The 17,191-nt window shown below is 36.4% G+C and carries 15 protein-coding genes; 4 read left to right on the top strand and 11 right to left on the bottom strand.

Annotation, left to right across the window (positions count from 1 at the left end):
- Positions 1 to 2: 2 nt before the first annotated feature.
- The 4 genes from OL225_RS11160 to OL225_RS11175 all read right to left on the bottom strand — a co-directional run bounded on the left by OL225_RS11160 (position 3) and on the right by OL225_RS11175 (position 2,536).
- A complete protein-coding gene (locus OL225_RS11160) occupies positions 3 to 767 on the bottom strand; it encodes an isocitrate lyase/PEP mutase family protein (RefSeq protein WP_264518302.1) in 765 nt (254 codons plus the stop codon).
- Between the two features lie 98 nt (positions 768 to 865).
- A complete protein-coding gene (locus OL225_RS11165; RefSeq protein WP_264518303.1) occupies positions 866 to 1,378 on the bottom strand; it encodes a methylated-DNA--[protein]-cysteine S-methyltransferase in 513 nt (170 codons plus the stop codon).
- A gap of 40 nt (positions 1,379 to 1,418) precedes the next feature.
- On the bottom strand, positions 1,419 to 1,964 hold the full coding sequence (locus OL225_RS11170; protein ID WP_264518304.1) for a DinB family protein: 546 nt from the start codon (positions 1,962 to 1,964) through the stop codon (positions 1,419 to 1,421).
- Between the two features lie 53 nt (positions 1,965 to 2,017).
- A complete protein-coding gene (locus OL225_RS11175; protein ID WP_264518305.1) occupies positions 2,018 to 2,536 on the bottom strand; it encodes a Crp/Fnr family transcriptional regulator in 519 nt (172 codons plus the stop codon).
- Between the two features lie 69 nt (positions 2,537 to 2,605).
- On the opposite strand from OL225_RS11175, the gene OL225_RS11180 reads away from it, so the two are divergent.
- Both OL225_RS11180 and OL225_RS11185 read left to right on the top strand, forming a co-directional pair.
- A complete protein-coding gene (locus tag OL225_RS11180; protein ID WP_264518306.1) occupies positions 2,606 to 3,457 on the top strand; it encodes a hypothetical protein in 852 nt (283 codons plus the stop codon).
- A gap of 3 nt (positions 3,458 to 3,460) precedes the next feature.
- Positions 3,461 to 4,507, top strand: a complete 1,047-nt coding sequence (locus tag OL225_RS11185; protein ID WP_264518307.1) for a hypothetical protein — start codon at positions 3,461 to 3,463, stop codon at positions 4,505 to 4,507.
- Between the two features lie 383 nt (positions 4,508 to 4,890).
- On the opposite strand, the gene OL225_RS11190 is transcribed toward OL225_RS11185, so the two are convergent.
- The 3 genes from OL225_RS11190 to OL225_RS11200 all read right to left on the bottom strand — a co-directional run bounded on the left by OL225_RS11190 (position 4,891) and on the right by OL225_RS11200 (position 9,571).
- On the bottom strand, positions 4,891 to 5,943 hold the full coding sequence (locus OL225_RS11190; protein ID WP_264518308.1) for an alpha/beta hydrolase: 1,053 nt from the start codon (positions 5,941 to 5,943) through the stop codon (positions 4,891 to 4,893).
- Entirely contained in the window at positions 5,927 to 7,201 is a 1,275-nt protein-coding gene (locus tag OL225_RS11195; RefSeq protein WP_264518309.1) for a PepSY-associated TM helix domain-containing protein, read from the bottom strand. Before OL225_RS11195 ends, OL225_RS11190 begins: the two co-directional genes overlap by 17 nt.
- A 219-nt stretch (positions 7,202 to 7,420) precedes the next feature.
- Positions 7,421 to 9,571, bottom strand: a complete 2,151-nt coding sequence (locus OL225_RS11200) for a TonB-dependent siderophore receptor (protein WP_264518310.1) — start codon at positions 9,569 to 9,571, stop codon at positions 7,421 to 7,423.
- 238 nt (positions 9,572 to 9,809) lie between these two features.
- Here OL225_RS11200 and OL225_RS11205 point away from each other — a divergent pair, with 238 nt between their 5' ends.
- The gene (locus tag OL225_RS11205) at positions 9,810 to 10,211 is read left to right on the top strand and encodes a nuclear transport factor 2 family protein (protein ID WP_264518311.1); all 402 of its coding nucleotides are present in this window, start codon (positions 9,810 to 9,812) and stop codon (positions 10,209 to 10,211) included.
- A gap of 96 nt (positions 10,212 to 10,307) precedes the next feature.
- On the opposite strand, the gene OL225_RS11210 is transcribed toward OL225_RS11205, so the two are convergent.
- The 4 genes from OL225_RS11210 to OL225_RS11225 all read right to left on the bottom strand — a co-directional run bounded on the left by OL225_RS11210 (position 10,308) and on the right by OL225_RS11225 (position 16,474).
- A complete protein-coding gene (locus OL225_RS11210) occupies positions 10,308 to 10,808 on the bottom strand; it encodes a hypothetical protein (RefSeq protein WP_047376745.1) in 501 nt (166 codons plus the stop codon).
- 257 nt (positions 10,809 to 11,065) lie between these two features.
- Positions 11,066 to 14,248, bottom strand: a complete 3,183-nt coding sequence (gene carB / locus OL225_RS11215) for a carbamoyl-phosphate synthase large subunit (protein WP_047376746.1) — start codon at positions 14,246 to 14,248, stop codon at positions 11,066 to 11,068.
- Between the two features lie 166 nt (positions 14,249 to 14,414).
- Entirely contained in the window at positions 14,415 to 15,488 is a 1,074-nt protein-coding gene (locus tag OL225_RS11220) for a carbamoyl phosphate synthase small subunit (RefSeq protein WP_047376747.1), read from the bottom strand.
- A gap of 95 nt (positions 15,489 to 15,583) precedes the next feature.
- A complete protein-coding gene (locus OL225_RS11225) occupies positions 15,584 to 16,474 on the bottom strand; it encodes an aspartate carbamoyltransferase catalytic subunit (protein ID WP_319800577.1) in 891 nt (296 codons plus the stop codon).
- A 241-nt stretch (positions 16,475 to 16,715) separates the two neighbouring features.
- Here OL225_RS11225 and OL225_RS11230 point away from each other — a divergent pair, with 241 nt between their 5' ends.
- Positions 16,716 to 17,177 (top strand): Lrp/AsnC family transcriptional regulator, encoded by a 462-nt coding sequence (locus OL225_RS11230; RefSeq protein ID WP_105701629.1) that lies wholly within the window; start codon positions 16,716 to 16,718, stop codon positions 17,175 to 17,177.
- Positions 17,178 to 17,191 lie beyond the last annotated feature (14 nt).

Genomic DNA, 17,191 nt, shown 5'->3' on the forward strand with positions numbered 1-17,191 from the left:
GATTAAATAAACAATGGTGAAAAACTTCTTTCATTTGTAATCTTCTGACTTGCTTTTTCAAGCTCTCTGTAGATATGTCTATACATAAAAGCACCTGAAGTAATTCTTTTGACGTCTAGTTTTTTAAGCTTATCAAAATCTGGTAAATCAGGAAGACACATTACATTCACAGGAAGAGAAGTAGCTTCTGTAATGGTCCTGATATCATTTTCAGAAGTCATTCCAGGAATAAAAACGCCATCAGCATTAAGCGCTTCAAACAATTTTATCCTCTCCAGAGTTTCTTCCAGCGCGTTTTCGATATTCAATAAAAAGGGATCCGTGCGTACATTGATAAAGACTTTATCTCTGCTTTCACCCAGTTTTATAAAAATATCTTTCAGTTTTTCATTAAAAACGTTTCTGTCTGTCAACTTTCGGGTTCCGTCAATAACGGATGTATCTTCAATATTAATTCCGGATACTCCTGTTTCTATCAACTTCATGATGTTGGACACTACGGTATCAGTTTCATGACCATATCCGGATTCCAGATCTACAGATAAAGGAATTGAAACAGAAGCTTTGATCCTTTTAATCATATAAAAATATTCTTCAAAAGTCATCTGTTCTCCGTCCTCATATCCTAAGCTAAGTGCTACTGCCGAACTTGAGGTTGCCAATGCTTTATACCCCATTTTTTTGTATACTTTTGCACTTTCTACATTCCATACATTACCCAATAGTAATGGTTCTTCATCATGATGTAACTGTTTAAAACTGATCATAATTTTTTTATTCAAAATTAGAAAGATTGCAGCGTGTTTTACAACCGAAAAATGAACATCTATTTTTTTCAATAATTTTCTGAATTGGAACTTCAGCTTTAAAATAAAATAGCTTTTTCAAGCTCCAGCAGCTTTTGTTTTCTCCAGATACCACCGGCATAACCCACCAACTCTCCGTTTGAACCTATCACCCGATGACAGGGGATTAGAATGGCAATTTTATTAATTCCGTTGGCTGTTCCTACGGCACGTATCGCCTTTGGATTTCCCAATATTTCTGACTGCTGCTTATACGTTCTTATTTGTCCCATCGGAATTTCACGGAGAAGCTGCCAGACTTTTTCCTGAAACTCTGTTCCTGTAGTAAACAATGGAACTTCAAAATGACTTCTTTTTCCTTCAAAATATTCTTTCAGTTCTTCTTCCAGCTGTCTGAAATGAGGATGTTCTTTCACTACAATTTCAGCTTTCAAAACCTTTGATAAAGCCTTCAGTTGTTTTTCAATATTCTTCCGGTCTGTGAATTCCAGCAGACAGATTCCCTGATCTACGGCACAGGCAATCATTTCTCCCAGTGGGGTTGATATATTTTTTTGATGTATAATTTCCATTAGTTTAAAATTAAGCTTTTTTGGAAATCATAGCTTCTTTTTAATGGGGTAAAATTCTTTTTATCTGCCCAATATGTCTTAGATTGTGGTAAATAACAAAACGGAAAGTATCTCCCAGCTTAAGCTTGATCAGCTTTGAAATACTTATACTCGTTTTTATTTTTTCCAGATCAACATCCTGTGCTGCTTCCAATAATTCAAGCATTCTTTCCTGCTGTTTTATGAATGTATCTACTACATCTTTATTCAATTTGCTGTGGATAGGATTCATTGTTTTAAGCGTTTTCATCTTATTCAGTTTCTCTTTGGGAAGCATACTTTTTGCAAAATAGTTCCCAAGAATTCCAGGCTTAAAATAAGGTTGGGGAGACTTCCCGGCAGAAGAAATATTGCGGCTGATTTCAGGAATATAAAAATTTCCGTAGCGATTGAGATGTTCCAGACATTCCAATGTACTCCAGCTATCCTGTGAAGTTCTGAAGTTCAGCTCTTCTTCTGTTTTTAGGGTGAGGGTTTGTGCATATTCTAAATGCTGGCTGGTTCTGTCCTTTAATTCATTTAATAATGCTAAGGTTGAAATTTTCATTACGTTTTTTATGCAAATATCCTGAACAGATCATTCTTAAATCTTGACTGAACTCAAGATTTTTTAAGCCTTGATAAAGTTTCCGGCGACATCCTCAGATAATTGGCAATGTATTTATTGGGAACTTCCTGAAACAGCCTCGGACTTCGTTTTAAAACCCTCTCAAAACGTTCTCCCGGAGCATTGATGAGTAAATCTTTTTCCCTTTCGAGCTGCTGCAATACCAGATCTTCCAGAATATCCATCCAAAATTTCAAATGTTCTTCACTGGATTGTATAAACTCATAAAAATCCTTTTTTGAAGCTATTCTTACTGTTGTTTTCTTAATCGCCTGAATATAAAGATCTGAAGGTTTTCCCGATAAAAAGGAATCCAGACTGACAATAATATTTCCGGTGTATCCGAAACGAATAATCCTTTCTTCATTTTCATCCATCATAAAGATCCGGACACTGCCGTTTTCAATAAAATAAATAGAGGTATCAGTACTGTCCGAAATCTTCAGGAACTCATTTCTTTTGAATTCTTTCTTCTCCCAATAGATACCGCTTTGAAGCAATTGTTCAACCATTTCATTTTATTATTTGCTTTTCCAAAGATAATAGGTAATTTTAAAGTTTTAAAACACTAATCACTGATAATGCTCAAAAGAACAGTACTTTTCATACTGCTTTCTGCCGGATTTTATGGTATGAAAGCACAGCAGACCATCCCCTTCCGGATTACAAAACACAATAATATCATTGTGAAAACCTTTGTCAACAAAAAAGATTCACTGGATCTGATGTTTCAGATTGCAATGAAGGATTGTTCAATTTCCCCCGAACGAAAGCGGAAAGCGGATCATATTGTTTTTAACAAAGACGAAGTCAGTGACCATAATACCATAGAAATTGGGAAAATCACTCAGAAAAATGTGCGCTTTTTTGATAATCAATTAACCGGACATGAAGCTGACGGAAAGATAGGAACAGGAATTTTTGGCGGGAAAGCATTTCAAATTGATTATGACAACAACCGATTTGTGATATACGATAAAATTCCAGATCTGAAAGGGTATCAGCCGATCAATATCATTTTAGACCATGACGGGTTTTACCTTGCCGGAGATAATATCATTGATGACCAACAGCAGGAAGCTTATTTTGTACTGCAATCCGGATTTTCAGGAGCAATTCTTTACAGCAACAAATTCGCTGAAGAAAAACATCTGGATAAAAAACTAAAGGTAACCGGAGAGAAAACGCTGAAAAATTCGGAAGGAAAAACTTTAACTACCAAACAGGCCGTTCTCCCTTTTTTTAAGTTGGGAAATAATACATTTAAAGATATTTCCGTAGGTTTTTTCTCAGGAGAACTTAAAACACAAAATGTCAGTTATCTCGGTGCCGATATGCTCCGCAGATTCATATGGATCTTTGATGCTGAGAGAAAGATGGCTTATATAAAACCCAGCAAATACTTTTCAGAGCCTTATTACAAAATGAATTAAAATATGATAAATACCCTGCTATTAAGAAAGAGAATGAAGATCAAAACTGCTGCTGCACTTTTATGTTTTCAACTCGTTATTGTGAGCTGTCAGAAAGAAGAGAAGAAAACAGCTACCACAGAAACAAAAACCACAAATGATTCTATAAAACTTACAAAAACTGAAGAGAAAATAGATTACACCAATTTTAATATTTTCAGCCTGTCTACCATTTCATCAGCAGAAAAAGATTCTGATGTGGATATTTTCATTTCTGTTTCGGATATTTATAAAGGTGCTCAGCCTATTCCTGCGGATATCATTAAAGATCAGAAGCAGATGTCTTTTGAAGAACTACAGCATTTTGAACTGGATGCTCCCAGCAGAAAGAAACTGCTTAATGGAATTCATCTCACGGAAAATGATTCCCTGTATATTTATAATTATCAGTCTAATACGCTTCAAAAAAAGCCTGTCAGCCAATTAAAAGCAGTTGCTTATTTAAGTCCTTATATGTCTGACAGTGAAGAGGTAGATCCGGACTCTTACATGCTTGGTTTTCAGGTGGAGACTCATCAAAAAATAACAGACTATGATAAATACGATAATGCCATCGCCTATTTTGGGAATAAAAACCCTTTTGTGGAAAATAAAATGAAAGCTGTAAAATGGCAAAAAGCAGGCACAGATATTCCAAAAAAATACTTTACCCATTCAAAATTGATTCAGGGAAAGACTTATCAGGCACAGTATGAAAATATGACCTATTATCTGCAGGATTATCTTGAAGAAGGAAATACTGTAGAACGTAAATTAGTCATTACCAATGATCGTAAAGAAAAGATTGCTGAGAAGACATTTAGTCTTGCAGGAAGTGATGGTGGAGAATTCAGACCTCTTTATGGAATAGATGCCGATGAAGTCAATGCTTCCCAATGGACAGGTCATCTTTTTAAAGGAAAACCTCCTGTTATTTTTGGGTTTATTGCCCAGTCTTTTGGCTGTCCTTCCATTAGCTTTTTAGATAATAAAGAGAAGGATTTTCCGATCAATTGTGATAACAGGCATTAACAAAGGGCTCTTAAAAAGAATCTATTTAGGTTTCTACCGGAATAATCAATTATACACTTAGTTGTCCATTCCGTAGGAATCTATACTCTTAATATCAACACTCTAATCCATAAAAGTCAATTCCAATCCCAAAAATGCCTTAATTCTTTTCCATGGCTAAATACAGTATTTAGATTCCTACGGAATGACAAACTGGGTGGATAGGCTTTTAGAATAAATCTACTCAACCAACAAAATCTGCGAGAAAAACAATCAATAGGAACGGGCTTTAGCCCGTTTTTACTTTTCATCAACATTCCATTGGCTTTAGCCAAAACTTAATTTAGAATTAAGATATATAAAAAAAGCAAATCTGTTGATGAACGGATTTGCTTTTTTGGGTACTATTTCTTAGAATAATATTTGTTTTTCAGATTCATAAAATAAGTTTCGGATTCTTTAAAACTATTGCTCTTCATGAATTTGATCACTACATTCAGATAAGTTTCTGAAGGAGTAAAATCTGCTCCCATTTTTTCGGAAAACTTTTTATAATCTTCTTCCAGCAGTTTTGGATTTTTGGATAACTGTTTTATATCTGTTCTGAAGCCTTTAAATACGAATTTTAAAGCCTCGTAATTTCCGGGATAGGAAACAGTTCCGTGGGTTTCTCCTGTGAAAAAACTATGTTTATAATTCAGAGATCCATTTTTGTCTATGATCCCTTTAAATTCTTCAATGGCCTGCGTCATATCAGAATTCCAGTTTTTCTGCTGTTCTTCATTATCTGCCTGAGAAACATATAAGGATTTCTTTGCAGGAAACTTTTTATTCTTTTCTAAATAGTCTTTTGCTCTTGAAATCGTGATTTTGTTATCCCACCATAAACTTGGATCATTAGCAACATAGGCGTTGAAATAATCAGGATGTAAAAGAAATGTATTGATGGCAAACAATCCTCCGAAAGAATGCCCTACCAACACAGAATAGTCCTGAGTTCTGTAGCCTTTACTGATGAACGGCTTAAGTTCCTCCTGCATGAATTTCACAAAATTTTCACCTCCTCCGCTGTCTGCAAAAAGAGTAAGAGCAGGATTTACGGGACTTTTCTTTTCAGATTTTGTAGGAGTAAGATCTCTTGTTCTTTCTGTATTTTTAATTCCTACTACAATACATTCCGGAATATCGGCATACGGAGTTCTGGCAATGAAATCCATTAATCCTGTATAATATTCAAAATTGATTTCTCCGTCTAAGAGATAGATCACCGGATATTTTGCAGGGCTGATTGTATTATCGTTATAAGTTTTAGGCAGGTGAACCCAGATTTCCCTGTTTTCATTTAAAACTTTTGAAAATAGGTTTTGTTTCTCTCCTATCGTCAGTTTTTCCTGAGTTTTTCCCAATGTGAAGAGAAAAAATAATGGGAGGAATATAATTTTAAACAAATTGTTCATGGTGTGAATCTTTTCTGTGTTGATGAATATTTTTAATTTCTTTATTCTTTTTGGGTGATTTGTTTCTTCGTCCCCACCAGATCAGAAATCCGGTGATCGGGAGACTGGTACAGATTATTCCGATGATGAAGGTGAATATTTTCCCGAACATTCCGCCCCAGTATCCTACGTGAAGATCAAAATTCATATGTTCAATCACTTCATGCATCTGAACTTCTTTAGGATAATCAATTTCTTTTCCTGTGTATTTGTTCGTTTCTATACTTTTCCCGTTGACAAGGCTTTTTAAGCCAATAAACTGAGCTGCAACCACATGATAGACTGTTGCTGAATCATTTCTTGGAATACTCATTCTGAACTGCTTAGCATCGGGAAACTCTTTGAATTTTCTGTCTACAAAATCAGTATATGACAAAGCTTTTTTCTCAGAATCAAATTTCGGCTCATATTTTTCTGTAATGGTATGGGCATCCACAGCCCCACCGAAAGCCTGCTGGGTAAGATTTGTTAAAACTTCATAGGCCATAATCAGTCCTGTAATGGTAATAAATATTGCCGGAAGTAATGAATAAAACCCAAAAACATTGTGAAAATCGTAGTTTTTCCTACGCCATTTTGTTCCTGATTTGATTTTAAAAGCTGTTGTTCTCGTTGTTTTGTTCCATTTTTTAGGCCACCAAAGAATCAATCCGCTGATGAGCTGGACAAAAAAGATGATTGACGCAATTCCGACAACGGTTTTTCCGAACTTCCCTGCCAGCAACTGGGCATGAATATGTGCTACAACATAGAAAAACTCGTAGCTTTTTGTAGAACCTATGACTTTGCCGGTGTAAGGATCAAGATAATGATAGGCAAATACTCCTCTTGGGCCACGACCTTTCTTCTTTGATTTTTCTGCTTTATCTGCGTTTTTATCTTTAGGCGGCTTCGTTGCCGATGCTACTCTAAAGCTCCTGTCTCCTTCTTTATAAGTATCAAAATAGAATGCTTTTCTGTCCGGAACCTGTTGATGAAACCGGGCAAGCAATTCTTCAGGTGTCATTTTTTCAGCATGAGCCGGCGCCTGAACGTATTTAGCATTTCCGCCACACAGGTCTATGATTTCATCACAAAAGACAAATACAGTCCCCGAAAGTGTAACGGTAAGCACAATGATTCCGGAAACCAGTCCGAGCCAGAGATGCAGCCAGCCAGTGATCCTTTTGGTAAGGGATTTCCCTTGCTTTTTTTTAGGATTAGTTTTTTTATTCTCCATATCGTTTTCATCTACTCAAGAATGTAATTGCAGAAAATGCAAAGGCGCAAGAAAATTTATAACGGCATGTTTGTAAAGTGAAAAGAGTTATTCCTGCTGCCATTTACTTTAGCATATTTGAAGACATCAGAAATAGGTATGTATTATAAATCAAAGCTTTGCACCTTTGCGGTTTTCATCCTTATATTTTCGTTGAGATTATTTTTTGTTTTTTAATCATTAAAATTTGAAGGCAAAATTGGCAAGGATTTCTCTTGGCTTTTGTGGCTGTCCGTAGAAGTTCCAATAGTTTTCATTCAAAGCATTATTCATTTTCAGACCGATTCTGTATTTTTTCTTGTCATAGAAAATAGTGGCGCCTACTGTTGTATAAGATGGAGCAAGAAAATGGTTCACAATGTTGATGTAAGTTTGGTCTACAAAATTAAATCCGGCTCCGAAACCAAGTCCTTCATAAGCACCATCCATAATTTTGTAGCTTGTCCATAGATTAGCTACATGTTTTGGAGTCCAGGCGATTCTTTTTCCGCTGTCTTTGCTTCGGTCATCATATTTATTATCATTATATCCATATCCGGCAACGATATTCCATCCTCTGAAAGGGTTGGCAATAATGCTTATTTCCAATCCCTGACTTTTGATATTACCATCCTGAATACTTCCAATCCCACCCGGATCTGCAACCAGTCTGTTTTTAACATTAATAGTATAATAGCTCACCGTTGTCAGTAATTTTTTATGGAAAAGATCTACTTTAAAACCTGTTTCAATCTGATTTCCCTGTTCCGGATCCCATTTTGTTAAAACACCGACTTCATTCAGTGATGGAGCATAGTTTTTAAATCCATTCACATAATTGGCGAAGAATGAGATCTGATCTTTTATAATTTCATAAACCAATCCGAATTTTGGTGAAAACTGGGTCTGACTGTACCCTGTAACCTTATTTTCCGGATAACCGTTTTTCGTAGAAATTTCTACACCGTTTACAACCGTATCATCATTTTTATAGCTATCAACTCTCAAACTGGCCATTACCAGCAAATTATCTGTGATATTCAAAACGTTAGAAATATAACCACTGATGGTTCTGAATGTTGTGATATCAGATTCTGTGGATTTTCTTTCTTTGTTCATGAATTTGTTTCTTGAGATAGGATCCCACGCTGAAGAGCTGTCGAGATTCACTTTGTCATAAGGCATGAAAACATTGCTGTATCCGTTGGCTTCATAGTATGGGAATTGATATTTTGTTCTTTGCTGGAAATAATCTATTCCCACAACGAGGCGGTTTCTTAGGCCTCCTATTTTAAAATCTCCTGTGAAATTCTGCTGGATATTATCTGTGGTCACTTTAAAGCTGTCGAAAGGGCGGATCATTCTTTCTACCTGATTATTATTAAGATATCTAAGCACTAAAAAGATAGATTCGTTTTCATTCGCTTCCCCTCTTTGGTAAGATGTTCTTGAGGTCCATTGGTCATTGAATTTATGAGTAACCTCTGCCATCGTCACAAAATTGGTTCTTTTGGAACCGATATCATTACTTGTAAAGGCTCTTTTATAGGCTACTTCCAGGTCCTTCATTGAATGTAAAGTCAGTTTTTCTGAGTTTCTTACATAAGCATTCAATGTTTTATCCGGAGCGTGGAACTCGGTATCAAGTGTTACTGTGGTTTTGTCGCTTACTTTGTACAAAACACTTCCTGAGAAAAACAATCCTTTGTTATAACCCGCATCCTGGAAAGAATCCTGAGAATATGCTGCAACATTGAATCGAGCTAATGCTGTTTTTTCTTTATTCAATGGAGTATTCACATCTGCTGTAATTCTGTTCATTCCCCAGCTTCCGGTGGTATAATTGATAATTCCCCCGAAGTTTTCCTGTGGTTTTTTAGTCACAATATTTACAACACCTCCATAATTGGCTAGTGTTCCTCCAAATAAGGTTCCGGATGGTCCCTTAATTACTTCTACTCTCTCGATATTAGCGATCTCGGACTGTACTCTTGGATTTTGGACCAGTCCGTTTCTGAAACTTGCATTGGAACTGAAACCCCTCATAAAAATATCATTTCCACTGTCATTAACACTGTTGCTTACTACTACACCGGGAGCAGAAGCCATCGCTGTGTTGAAATCCATTGCACCCATTTCACTGATGATTTCTTTGGGAACAAAGTTGTAAACGGTAGGATTTTCAAGGTTTTCCAGAGGAAGTCTTGCAATTGATTCAGATTTTTTCGTTCTGTAATTGTGGGTTCCCTGAAGTGATACGGACTGGATCTCAGCCACTTTAATCGTATCCGTCTCCTGGGCACTCAGCATTGTTACGGCTAATAGAGCTGCAGAAATAATTGTTTTTTTCATGTTTATAATTAAGTTAGTTTGGCAAAATTATCTTATTTTTATTAATTCTAAATAAAAACATGATACAAATCATAAAACTTACTTTATTAAATAGCTCATCAATAAAGAGTTTATTAAAATCTATAATGATACAACTATTGATTATCTCTTCTGAAAAATTGTATTTCTGGTAATTAGGATTTATATTTTCCTTATCTTAAGACCTTTATATAAATCCTATTCTTGATTATAAATTACAATGAGCAACAACATCCAAGAAACCACGCAGCAATTTCTTCAGTTTCTTTCGGAAAGAAATCTGGCAGAATTAACAAACCTGTTTTCTGATACAGTAGACTGGTATATACCTGGGAATGAACAACAAGCGCCCTGGCTAGGCATCAGAAATAATAAACAAGAAGTATCCGATTTTTTTGAACTATTATGGAAAAATACAGAACCCGTTTATGCTAAAATAGACCATATTTTCAATGATGCTGAAAATGCTGTTATTACGGGAGAATTTGCAACAAAAATGCTTGCAACAGGTAATATTGTAGAGTCTTTATTTTGTATTCAGATGCATATTCAAAATAATAAAATTACTCGCTACAGACTGCTGGAAGATAGTCTGGCAGTTTCAAAGGCTTTGGATAAGTAGTTAAAAATATTTATCTTATTAATAACAACTTATAAATCATTAATGAGACTCTTCCTGCGTCAGAATGACATTTCTGTTAAGGTTTAAAATTATCTTTTAAATCACGGCAGATGCTATCATCGACATATAATAATTGGCGCAGTGCAGAGCATTAATTAAAACAATCTCGTTTTCCGGAAAGGTTTCAAAAGCATCAGATGTAGTAATCTGGTATTCATAATTCAGGGAAGTCCATTTAAGATGGGGTTTTATAATCATCAGCTCAACCCCTTCCTGATCTGTAAGGACAAATGATTCTTTAAAAATACCTCTGTGTTTAAAAAGATAGCCATTTTTAATCCCATCAAAATAGGTCTGAACCACAATTTCCCCATTCCAGTTCATTCTGAATTTCAGAAGTACTCTTTCATGATCTTTCAGCTCAATAGTGGTTCCCCAAAAACCTTTTGGCTCTATCTGATAGGTTTGTCCACCTGCAATTTCAATGGCCGCATTAAATTTAAACCAGCTTGTATAAGTAAGTTTTCCAATTAATTTTTCTTCTCTTGTAACTTCAAAAGATAAAGAATTGCTTGATTTTGCGTAATATTCTGCCATGGTTATATTTTGGTTTGGTGGAGTTTTTATTAGTTATTTTAAATAATAATAACAGCCTGAATTTTAACGCTCTAATTTATAAATAATTCGGTAAAAATAATGCAATTTTTAAGCTGGTATAATAAAAAAGGTTAATAACTATTTGCAATTATCTTAATTGCTTTCAAATTATCATTAAGGACAGTATTCTTGCATAAAATAAAACCTCATAGATTTTTGAAATCTATGAGGTTTACAATATTTATTATAGCTCGAAATTACATCGTCTCCATTTTGAAGCTCATGCTTTCGATTACTTTTAAGATCGCTTCTACTGTATCCATTGAAGTCAAACAAGGAACACCGTTTTCCACGCTCATTCTTCTGATCTGGAATCCGTCTCTTTCAGCCTGTTTACCTTTTGTAGTGGTATTCACAACATACTGAACTTTTCCTTTCTGGATCAGGTCAATAAGATTTACACTTTCTTCTCCTATTTTGTATCCGATTTTGCAAGGAATTCCTTTTTCTCCGAAGAACTTCGCTGTCCCTTCCGTAGCCCAGATTCTGAATCCTACTTCATGGAATCTTGCTGCAAGCGCTGCTGCCTCCTCTTTGTGCTTATCTGCTACTGTGAAAAGGATAGAACCGTGCATAGGAACTTTTCTTCCAGCTGCTACCAATCCTTTATAAAGTGCTTTTTCAAGGGTCGTATCTTTCCCCATAACTTCTCCTGTAGACTTCATTTCAGGGCCTAGAGAGATATCAACTTTCGTTAGTTTAGAGAAAGAGAATACCGGTACTTTTACAAATACTCCTTCTTTGTTTGGAACCAATCCGTTTTTATATCCTAAATCTTTCAGTTTTTGTCCCAGGATTGCCTTTGTTGCAAGGTTTGCCATTGGAACTTCTGTAATTTTAGATAAGAAAGGAACTGTTCTTGAAGAACGAGGGTTTACTTCGATCACATATACATTTCCTTCAAAAAGGACGTACTGGATGTTCATTAATCCAATAACCTTCAATCCTTTTGCCAGCCTTTGTGTATAGTCTACCAAAGTGTCAATCTCGCTCTGAGAGATATTCTGTGGTGGATATACTGCGATTGAATCTCCGGAGTGAACTCCTGCTCTTTCAATATGCTCCATAATTCCAGGAATCACTACAGTTTCACCGTCGCAGATGGCATCTACCTCAATCTCCTTTCCTACCATGTACTTGTCAACCAATACAGGGTGTTCCGGGCTTGCTTCCACCGCATTTTCCATGTAGTGAGCCAGCTCTGCTTCTGCGTATACAATTTCCATTGCTCTACCTCCAAGAACGTAGCTTGGACGTACCAATACCGGGTAACCGATCTCGTTAGCAATTTTTATAGCTTCTTCTTTCGAAGTTGAAGTTCTTCCTTTTGGTTGAGGAATACCCAGCTCCTGAAGTGCTTTTTCAAATTTATCTCTGTTTTCAGCTCTGTCAAGATCTTCCAGTGAAGTTCCTAAGATCTGTACTCCGTGAGAGGCTAATTTATCTGCAAGGTTGATTGCGGTCTGTCCTCCGAACTGTACTACTACTCCTTTAGGTTTTTCAAGCTCGATGATGTTCATTACATCTTCTTCTGTAAGCGGCTCGAAGTATAGTTTATCTGAGATGGAGAAGTCTGTAGAAACAGTTTCAGGGTTGTTGTTGATGATAATCGCTTCATAACCCATTTCTTTGATCGCCCATACTGAGTGAACAGTAGCGTAGTCAAACTCAACTCCCTGTCCGATTCTGATAGGTCCTGAACCAAGTACGATGATCTTTTCTTTGTCTGAAACAACACTTTCGTTCTCTTCTTCGTAAGTTCCGTAGAAATAAGGGGTTTCACTTTCAAATTCAGCAGCACAAGTATCTACCATTTTGAAAACCGGCATTATTCCGTTTTCTTTTCTAAAGTTGAAAATCTCACGCTCTTTTACATCCCAAAGAACTGCAATGTTGATATCTGCGAAACCTAATCTCTTAGCTTCAATTAATGTTTCTTTATCAAATTTGTTGGCAGCGATTACTTTCTCGAAGTCAACAAGCTTTTTCAGTTTCCAGATGAAGAATTTGTCAATTTTACTCCATTCTACAATCTGTTCCCAATCATATCCTCTTCTTAAAGCATCTCCGATGATGAATAATCTCTCATCATCACATACTCTGATTCTTCTTTCGATTTCCTCAGCAGTAAGTGCCTCAGCTTGTTTTGTTTTTAATCCTAAATGTTTGATTCCTGTTTCTAATGAACGGATGGCTTTCTGTAAAGATTCTTCAAGGTTTCTTCCGATAGCCATTACTTCACCAGTTGCTTTCATCTGAGTAGAAAGTCTTCTGTCTGCAGTTTCAAATTTATCGAATGGGAATCTTGGGAATTTTGTTACCACATAATCAAGAGCCGGCTCAAAACATGCATATGTTTTTCCTGTTACCGGATTCATGATCTCATCAAGCGTTAATCCTACAGCAATTTTTGCAGCAATTTTTGCAATCGGGTATCCTGTTGCCTTACTTGCTAAAGCTGATGAACGGGAAACTCTCGGGTTTACTTCGATGATATAATATTCGAATGAATGCGGATCTAAAGCTAACTGTACGTTACATCCTCCTTCAATTCCTAAAGCTCTGATGATCTTTAATGAAGCATTTCTCAGCAATTGATACTCTCTGTCTGAAAGCGTCTGAGAAGGCGCTACTACAATAGAGTCTCCTGTATGAACTCCTACCGGATCAATATTTTCCATGTTACAAACCACAATGGCATTGTCGTTTGCATCACGCATTACTTCATATTCTATTTCTTTGAAACCAGCAATTGATTTTTCAATCAAACATTGGGTAACCGGGCTATGCTTTAGTCCTAATTCGGCAATTTCTTTCAATTCAACTTCTGTGGAAGCAATACCTCCACCTGTTCCTCCCATTGTAAAGGCAGGGCGAACAATTACAGGATAACCGATTTCATCTGCGAAAGCAAGTGCCCCTTCTACCGTATTTACGATATCAGATTCCGGTACCGGCTCGTTCAATTCTCTCATCAACTCACGGAAAAGGTCTCTGTCTTCTGCTCTGTTGATTGCAGAAAGTTTCGTTCCCAGTACTTCCACTTTGCATTCTTCAAGAATTCCTGATTTTTCCAATTCCACCGCCATGTTAAGCCCCGTCTGACCTCCCAGTGTTGGTAATAATGCGTCAGGACGCTCTTTTCTGATGATGTGGCTTACAAACTGTAATGAAATCGGCTCAATATATACTTTATCAGCGATTTCCACATCTGTCATAATTGTTGCAGGGTTTGAGTTGATCAAAATTACCTTGTAACCTTCTTCTTTCAAAGACAGACAAGCCTGCGTTCCTGCGTAATCAAATTCAGCTGCCTGACCAATGATGATAGGTCCTGAACCGATTACTAAAATTGTTTTTATATCTGTACGTTTTGCCATTTTTCTTTTTTTATTAGAGTCAAGAATCAAAATTCTTAAACTTCGTATTTTTACTTTTATAAGACTTACGATTGTATTTTGTCATTCCGAGGAATCGAGGAATCTAACTTTATTGTTGAGATTCTTCACTCCGCTTTCGCTTCTTTCAGAATGACAGATAGTCGTGTTACTTTTTAAAGTCCTCCATCATTTGAATGAACTCATCAAACAGGTAGTTTGCATCTTCCGGGCCAGGGCTCGCTTCAGGGTGATACTGAACAGAGAAACAAGGGTGGATTTTGTGTTTTAATCCTTCGTTGGTTCTGTCGTTTAATGCAATATGAGTTTCGATAAGGTCTGTTCCTTTTAAGCTTTCCTGATCTACCGCATATCCATGGTTTTGAGAAGTAATGGCAACTGTATTTTTCTCCAGATCCAATACCGGGTGGTTTCCTCCTCTGTGTCCGAATTTCAGTTTGAAAGTTTTTGCTCCACAAGCAAGACCAATTAACTGGTGTCCTAAACAGATTCCGAAGATTGGAACTTTTCCTAATAATCCTCTGATCATATCCAATGCGTGTGGTACATCTTCCGGGTCACCAGGACCGTTTGACAGCATAATTCCGTCCGGATTCATCAATAGGATTTCTTCTGCTGTAGTATCATGAGAAACCACAATAATATCACAGTTTCTTTGAGATAACTCTCTGATAATTCCCAGTTTTGCACCGAAGTCTACCAGTACCACTTTGAAACCTCTGTTAGGGTTAGCATAAGGTGTTTTTGTAGAAACCTCTTCTACCTGATTAGTTGGGAAATTTGTTGATTTCAGTTCTGCAGCTACTGCATTTTCATCGGCATCAGCATTTACAATTTTTCCTTTCACCACTCCGGAGTTACGAAGAATTCTTGTCAGTCTTCTTGTATCAATTCCTGAAATTCCTGAAAGGTTTTTCTTTTTAAATAATTCATCTAAAGTAATCTGAGTACGGAAATTGGAAGGAAGATCGCAAAGTTCTTTGACGATAAGCCCTTTGATGGCCGGCTCAATACTTTCATAATCATCACGGTTAATACCATAATTTCCGATAAGCGGATAGGTCATACAAACTATCTGACCACAATACGACGGGTCAGAAATCAATTCCTGATATCCGGTCATTCCGGTATTGAAAACTACTTCCCCTGCAGTTTCCAACTCTGCTCCGAAACCTTCTCCATGAAACACTTCACCGGACTCCAGTATTAATTTTTTCTTCATTTTTAAAAATTAGATTTTCTATTATTTTTTTCTTGTACAATGTATTCATGTACTAATGTATTCATGAATACTTTTCACATTTTACTTTTTACAACTTATTTAAAGGTAAACCCTTTTTCTTCCAGCGCTTCTTTTAAAATGGCCATTCTTGCGAATACCCCATTCTGCATTTGTTTGAAGACTCTTGATCTTTCACATTCTACAAGATCTGAATCTATCTCCACTCCTCTGTTAATCGGAGCCGGATGCATGATGATTGCTTCTTTTTTCATGGCTTGTTCTCTTTCTTTAGTCAGTCCATATCTTCTGTGATATTCTGAGGCAGTGAAGCTCATTGCATCATCATGTCTTTCATGTTGGATTCTTAATAACATCAGAACATCCACTTCCGCAATCAGCTCATCTACTGACATATACGTTCCGTTGATCAGAGCTCCTTCGTCAAACCACTGTTCCGGCCCTGAGAAGTATACTTTAGCTCCTAACCTTCTTAATGCTTCTGCATTTGAGTTGGCAACGCGGCTGTGCTTTACATCTCCTACAATTCCTACCTTCAGTCCTTCGAACTTTCCAAATTCCTGGTAGATGGTCATCAGATCCAGCATACATTGTGAAGGATGGTTTCCTGTACCGTCTCCTCCGTTGATTACCGGAATTTTAATATTTTTCAGTTCCTCGAAGTATCTGTCTTTCTTATCACGGATCACCACAAGATTTACTCCTATACTTTCAATCGTCTTTACGGTGTCATAAAGACTCTCACCTTTGTTTACTGAACTGTGTGATGCATCAAAAGGAACTACCTGAAGTCCCAGTTTTCTTTCTGCAAGATCAAAACTTGTTTTCGTTCTTGTACTGTCTTCGAAGAAAAGGTTTGAGCAAAAAACTTCTCCTTCAATTTTAGCAGTTTTACCATTTGCAAAAGCCATTGCTTCTGTCAGTATACTGTTGATTCTCTCGGTGCTTAGTTCTGTAATCGTAAACATAATTCTAATTTTTGGGCATAAAAAAAGCGAAGACAACTATCTTCGCTTAATAACAATAAATATCGTAAAGGGCGCTTTCGCCCGGTAAATCTAATGATATAAATGCTTTTTTATTCATTAGGTGCAAAGATACAACAATTTTATGAACCTACAAAAATTATGTTTAAAATAAATTAAAAACTTCAGTCTTTCCTTATTCTCATTTAAAATTAATATTTTTGTTAACACACAACCTTATTCTATGGATTTAAAAGACAAAATGATTCTCAGTATTATTCAGGAAGACTCTACATTATCGGTAAAAGAAATTTCCGAAAAGATAGGTCTTACCTTTACTCCTACGTATGAGCGAATCAAACAATTGGAGAAACATGGGATCATTGAAAAATACGTTGGTCTTTTAAACCGTGAAAAACTGGGACTTAATATTATCGTTTATTGTAATGTACGTCTTAAGGAACAATCCAAAAAAGTATTGGAGACCTTTGAGGACAATATTTCCAAATACGATGAAGTTCAGGAAATCACCAGCCTTTCCGGAGAATATGATTATATGCTGAAAATTATCGCAAAAGACATCAATTCTTATAATGAGTTTGCGGTGAGTGTAATTTCAAATCTTCCCAACATTGGACAATACCATAGCTCCATTGTACTTCATGAGGTAAAAAAATCTACCAAGTTTAAAATTGATCTGGAATAATCCTTCTATTTTAA

This window comes from Chryseobacterium viscerum, assembly GCF_025949665.1.
Classification (GTDB): Bacteria; Bacteroidota; Bacteroidia; order Flavobacteriales; family Weeksellaceae; genus Chryseobacterium; species Chryseobacterium viscerum_A.

Coding starts and splice junctions, on each gene's coding strand:
- carB (WP_047376746.1), bottom strand. CDS start 14,248: ATGGCAAAACGTACAGATATAAAAACAATTTTAGTAATCGGTTCAGGA.
- OL225_RS11165 (WP_264518303.1), bottom strand. CDS start 1,378: ATGGAAATTATACATCAAAAAAATATATCAACCCCACTGGGAGAAATG.
- OL225_RS11190 (WP_264518308.1), bottom strand. CDS start 5,943: ATGAACAATTTGTTTAAAATTATATTCCTCCCATTATTTTTTCTCTTC.
- OL225_RS11205 (WP_264518311.1), top strand. CDS start 9,810: ATGAGCAACAACATCCAAGAAACCACGCAGCAATTTCTTCAGTTTCTT.
- OL225_RS11225 (WP_319800577.1), bottom strand. CDS start 16,474: ATGTTTACGATTACAGAACTAAGCACCGAGAGAATCAACAGTATACTG.
- OL225_RS11195 (WP_264518309.1), bottom strand. CDS start 7,201: ATGGAGAATAAAAAAACTAATCCTAAAAAAAAGCAAGGGAAATCCCTT.
- OL225_RS11200 (WP_264518310.1), bottom strand. CDS start 9,571: ATGAAAAAAACAATTATTTCTGCAGCTCTATTAGCCGTAACAATGCTG.
- OL225_RS11160 (WP_264518302.1), bottom strand. CDS start 767: ATGATCAGTTTTAAACAGTTACATCATGATGAAGAACCATTACTATTG.
- OL225_RS11210 (WP_047376745.1), bottom strand. CDS start 10,808: ATGGCAGAATATTACGCAAAATCAAGCAATTCTTTATCTTTTGAAGTT.
- OL225_RS11230 (WP_105701629.1), top strand. CDS start 16,716: ATGGATTTAAAAGACAAAATGATTCTCAGTATTATTCAGGAAGACTCT.
- OL225_RS11180 (WP_264518306.1), top strand. CDS start 2,606: ATGCTCAAAAGAACAGTACTTTTCATACTGCTTTCTGCCGGATTTTAT.
- OL225_RS11175 (WP_264518305.1), bottom strand. CDS start 2,536: ATGGTTGAACAATTGCTTCAAAGCGGTATCTATTGGGAGAAGAAAGAA.
- OL225_RS11185 (WP_264518307.1), top strand. CDS start 3,461: ATGATAAATACCCTGCTATTAAGAAAGAGAATGAAGATCAAAACTGCT.
- OL225_RS11170 (WP_264518304.1), bottom strand. CDS start 1,964: ATGAAAATTTCAACCTTAGCATTATTAAATGAATTAAAGGACAGAACC.
- OL225_RS11220 (WP_047376747.1), bottom strand. CDS start 15,488: ATGAAGAAAAAATTAATACTGGAGTCCGGTGAAGTGTTTCATGGAGAA.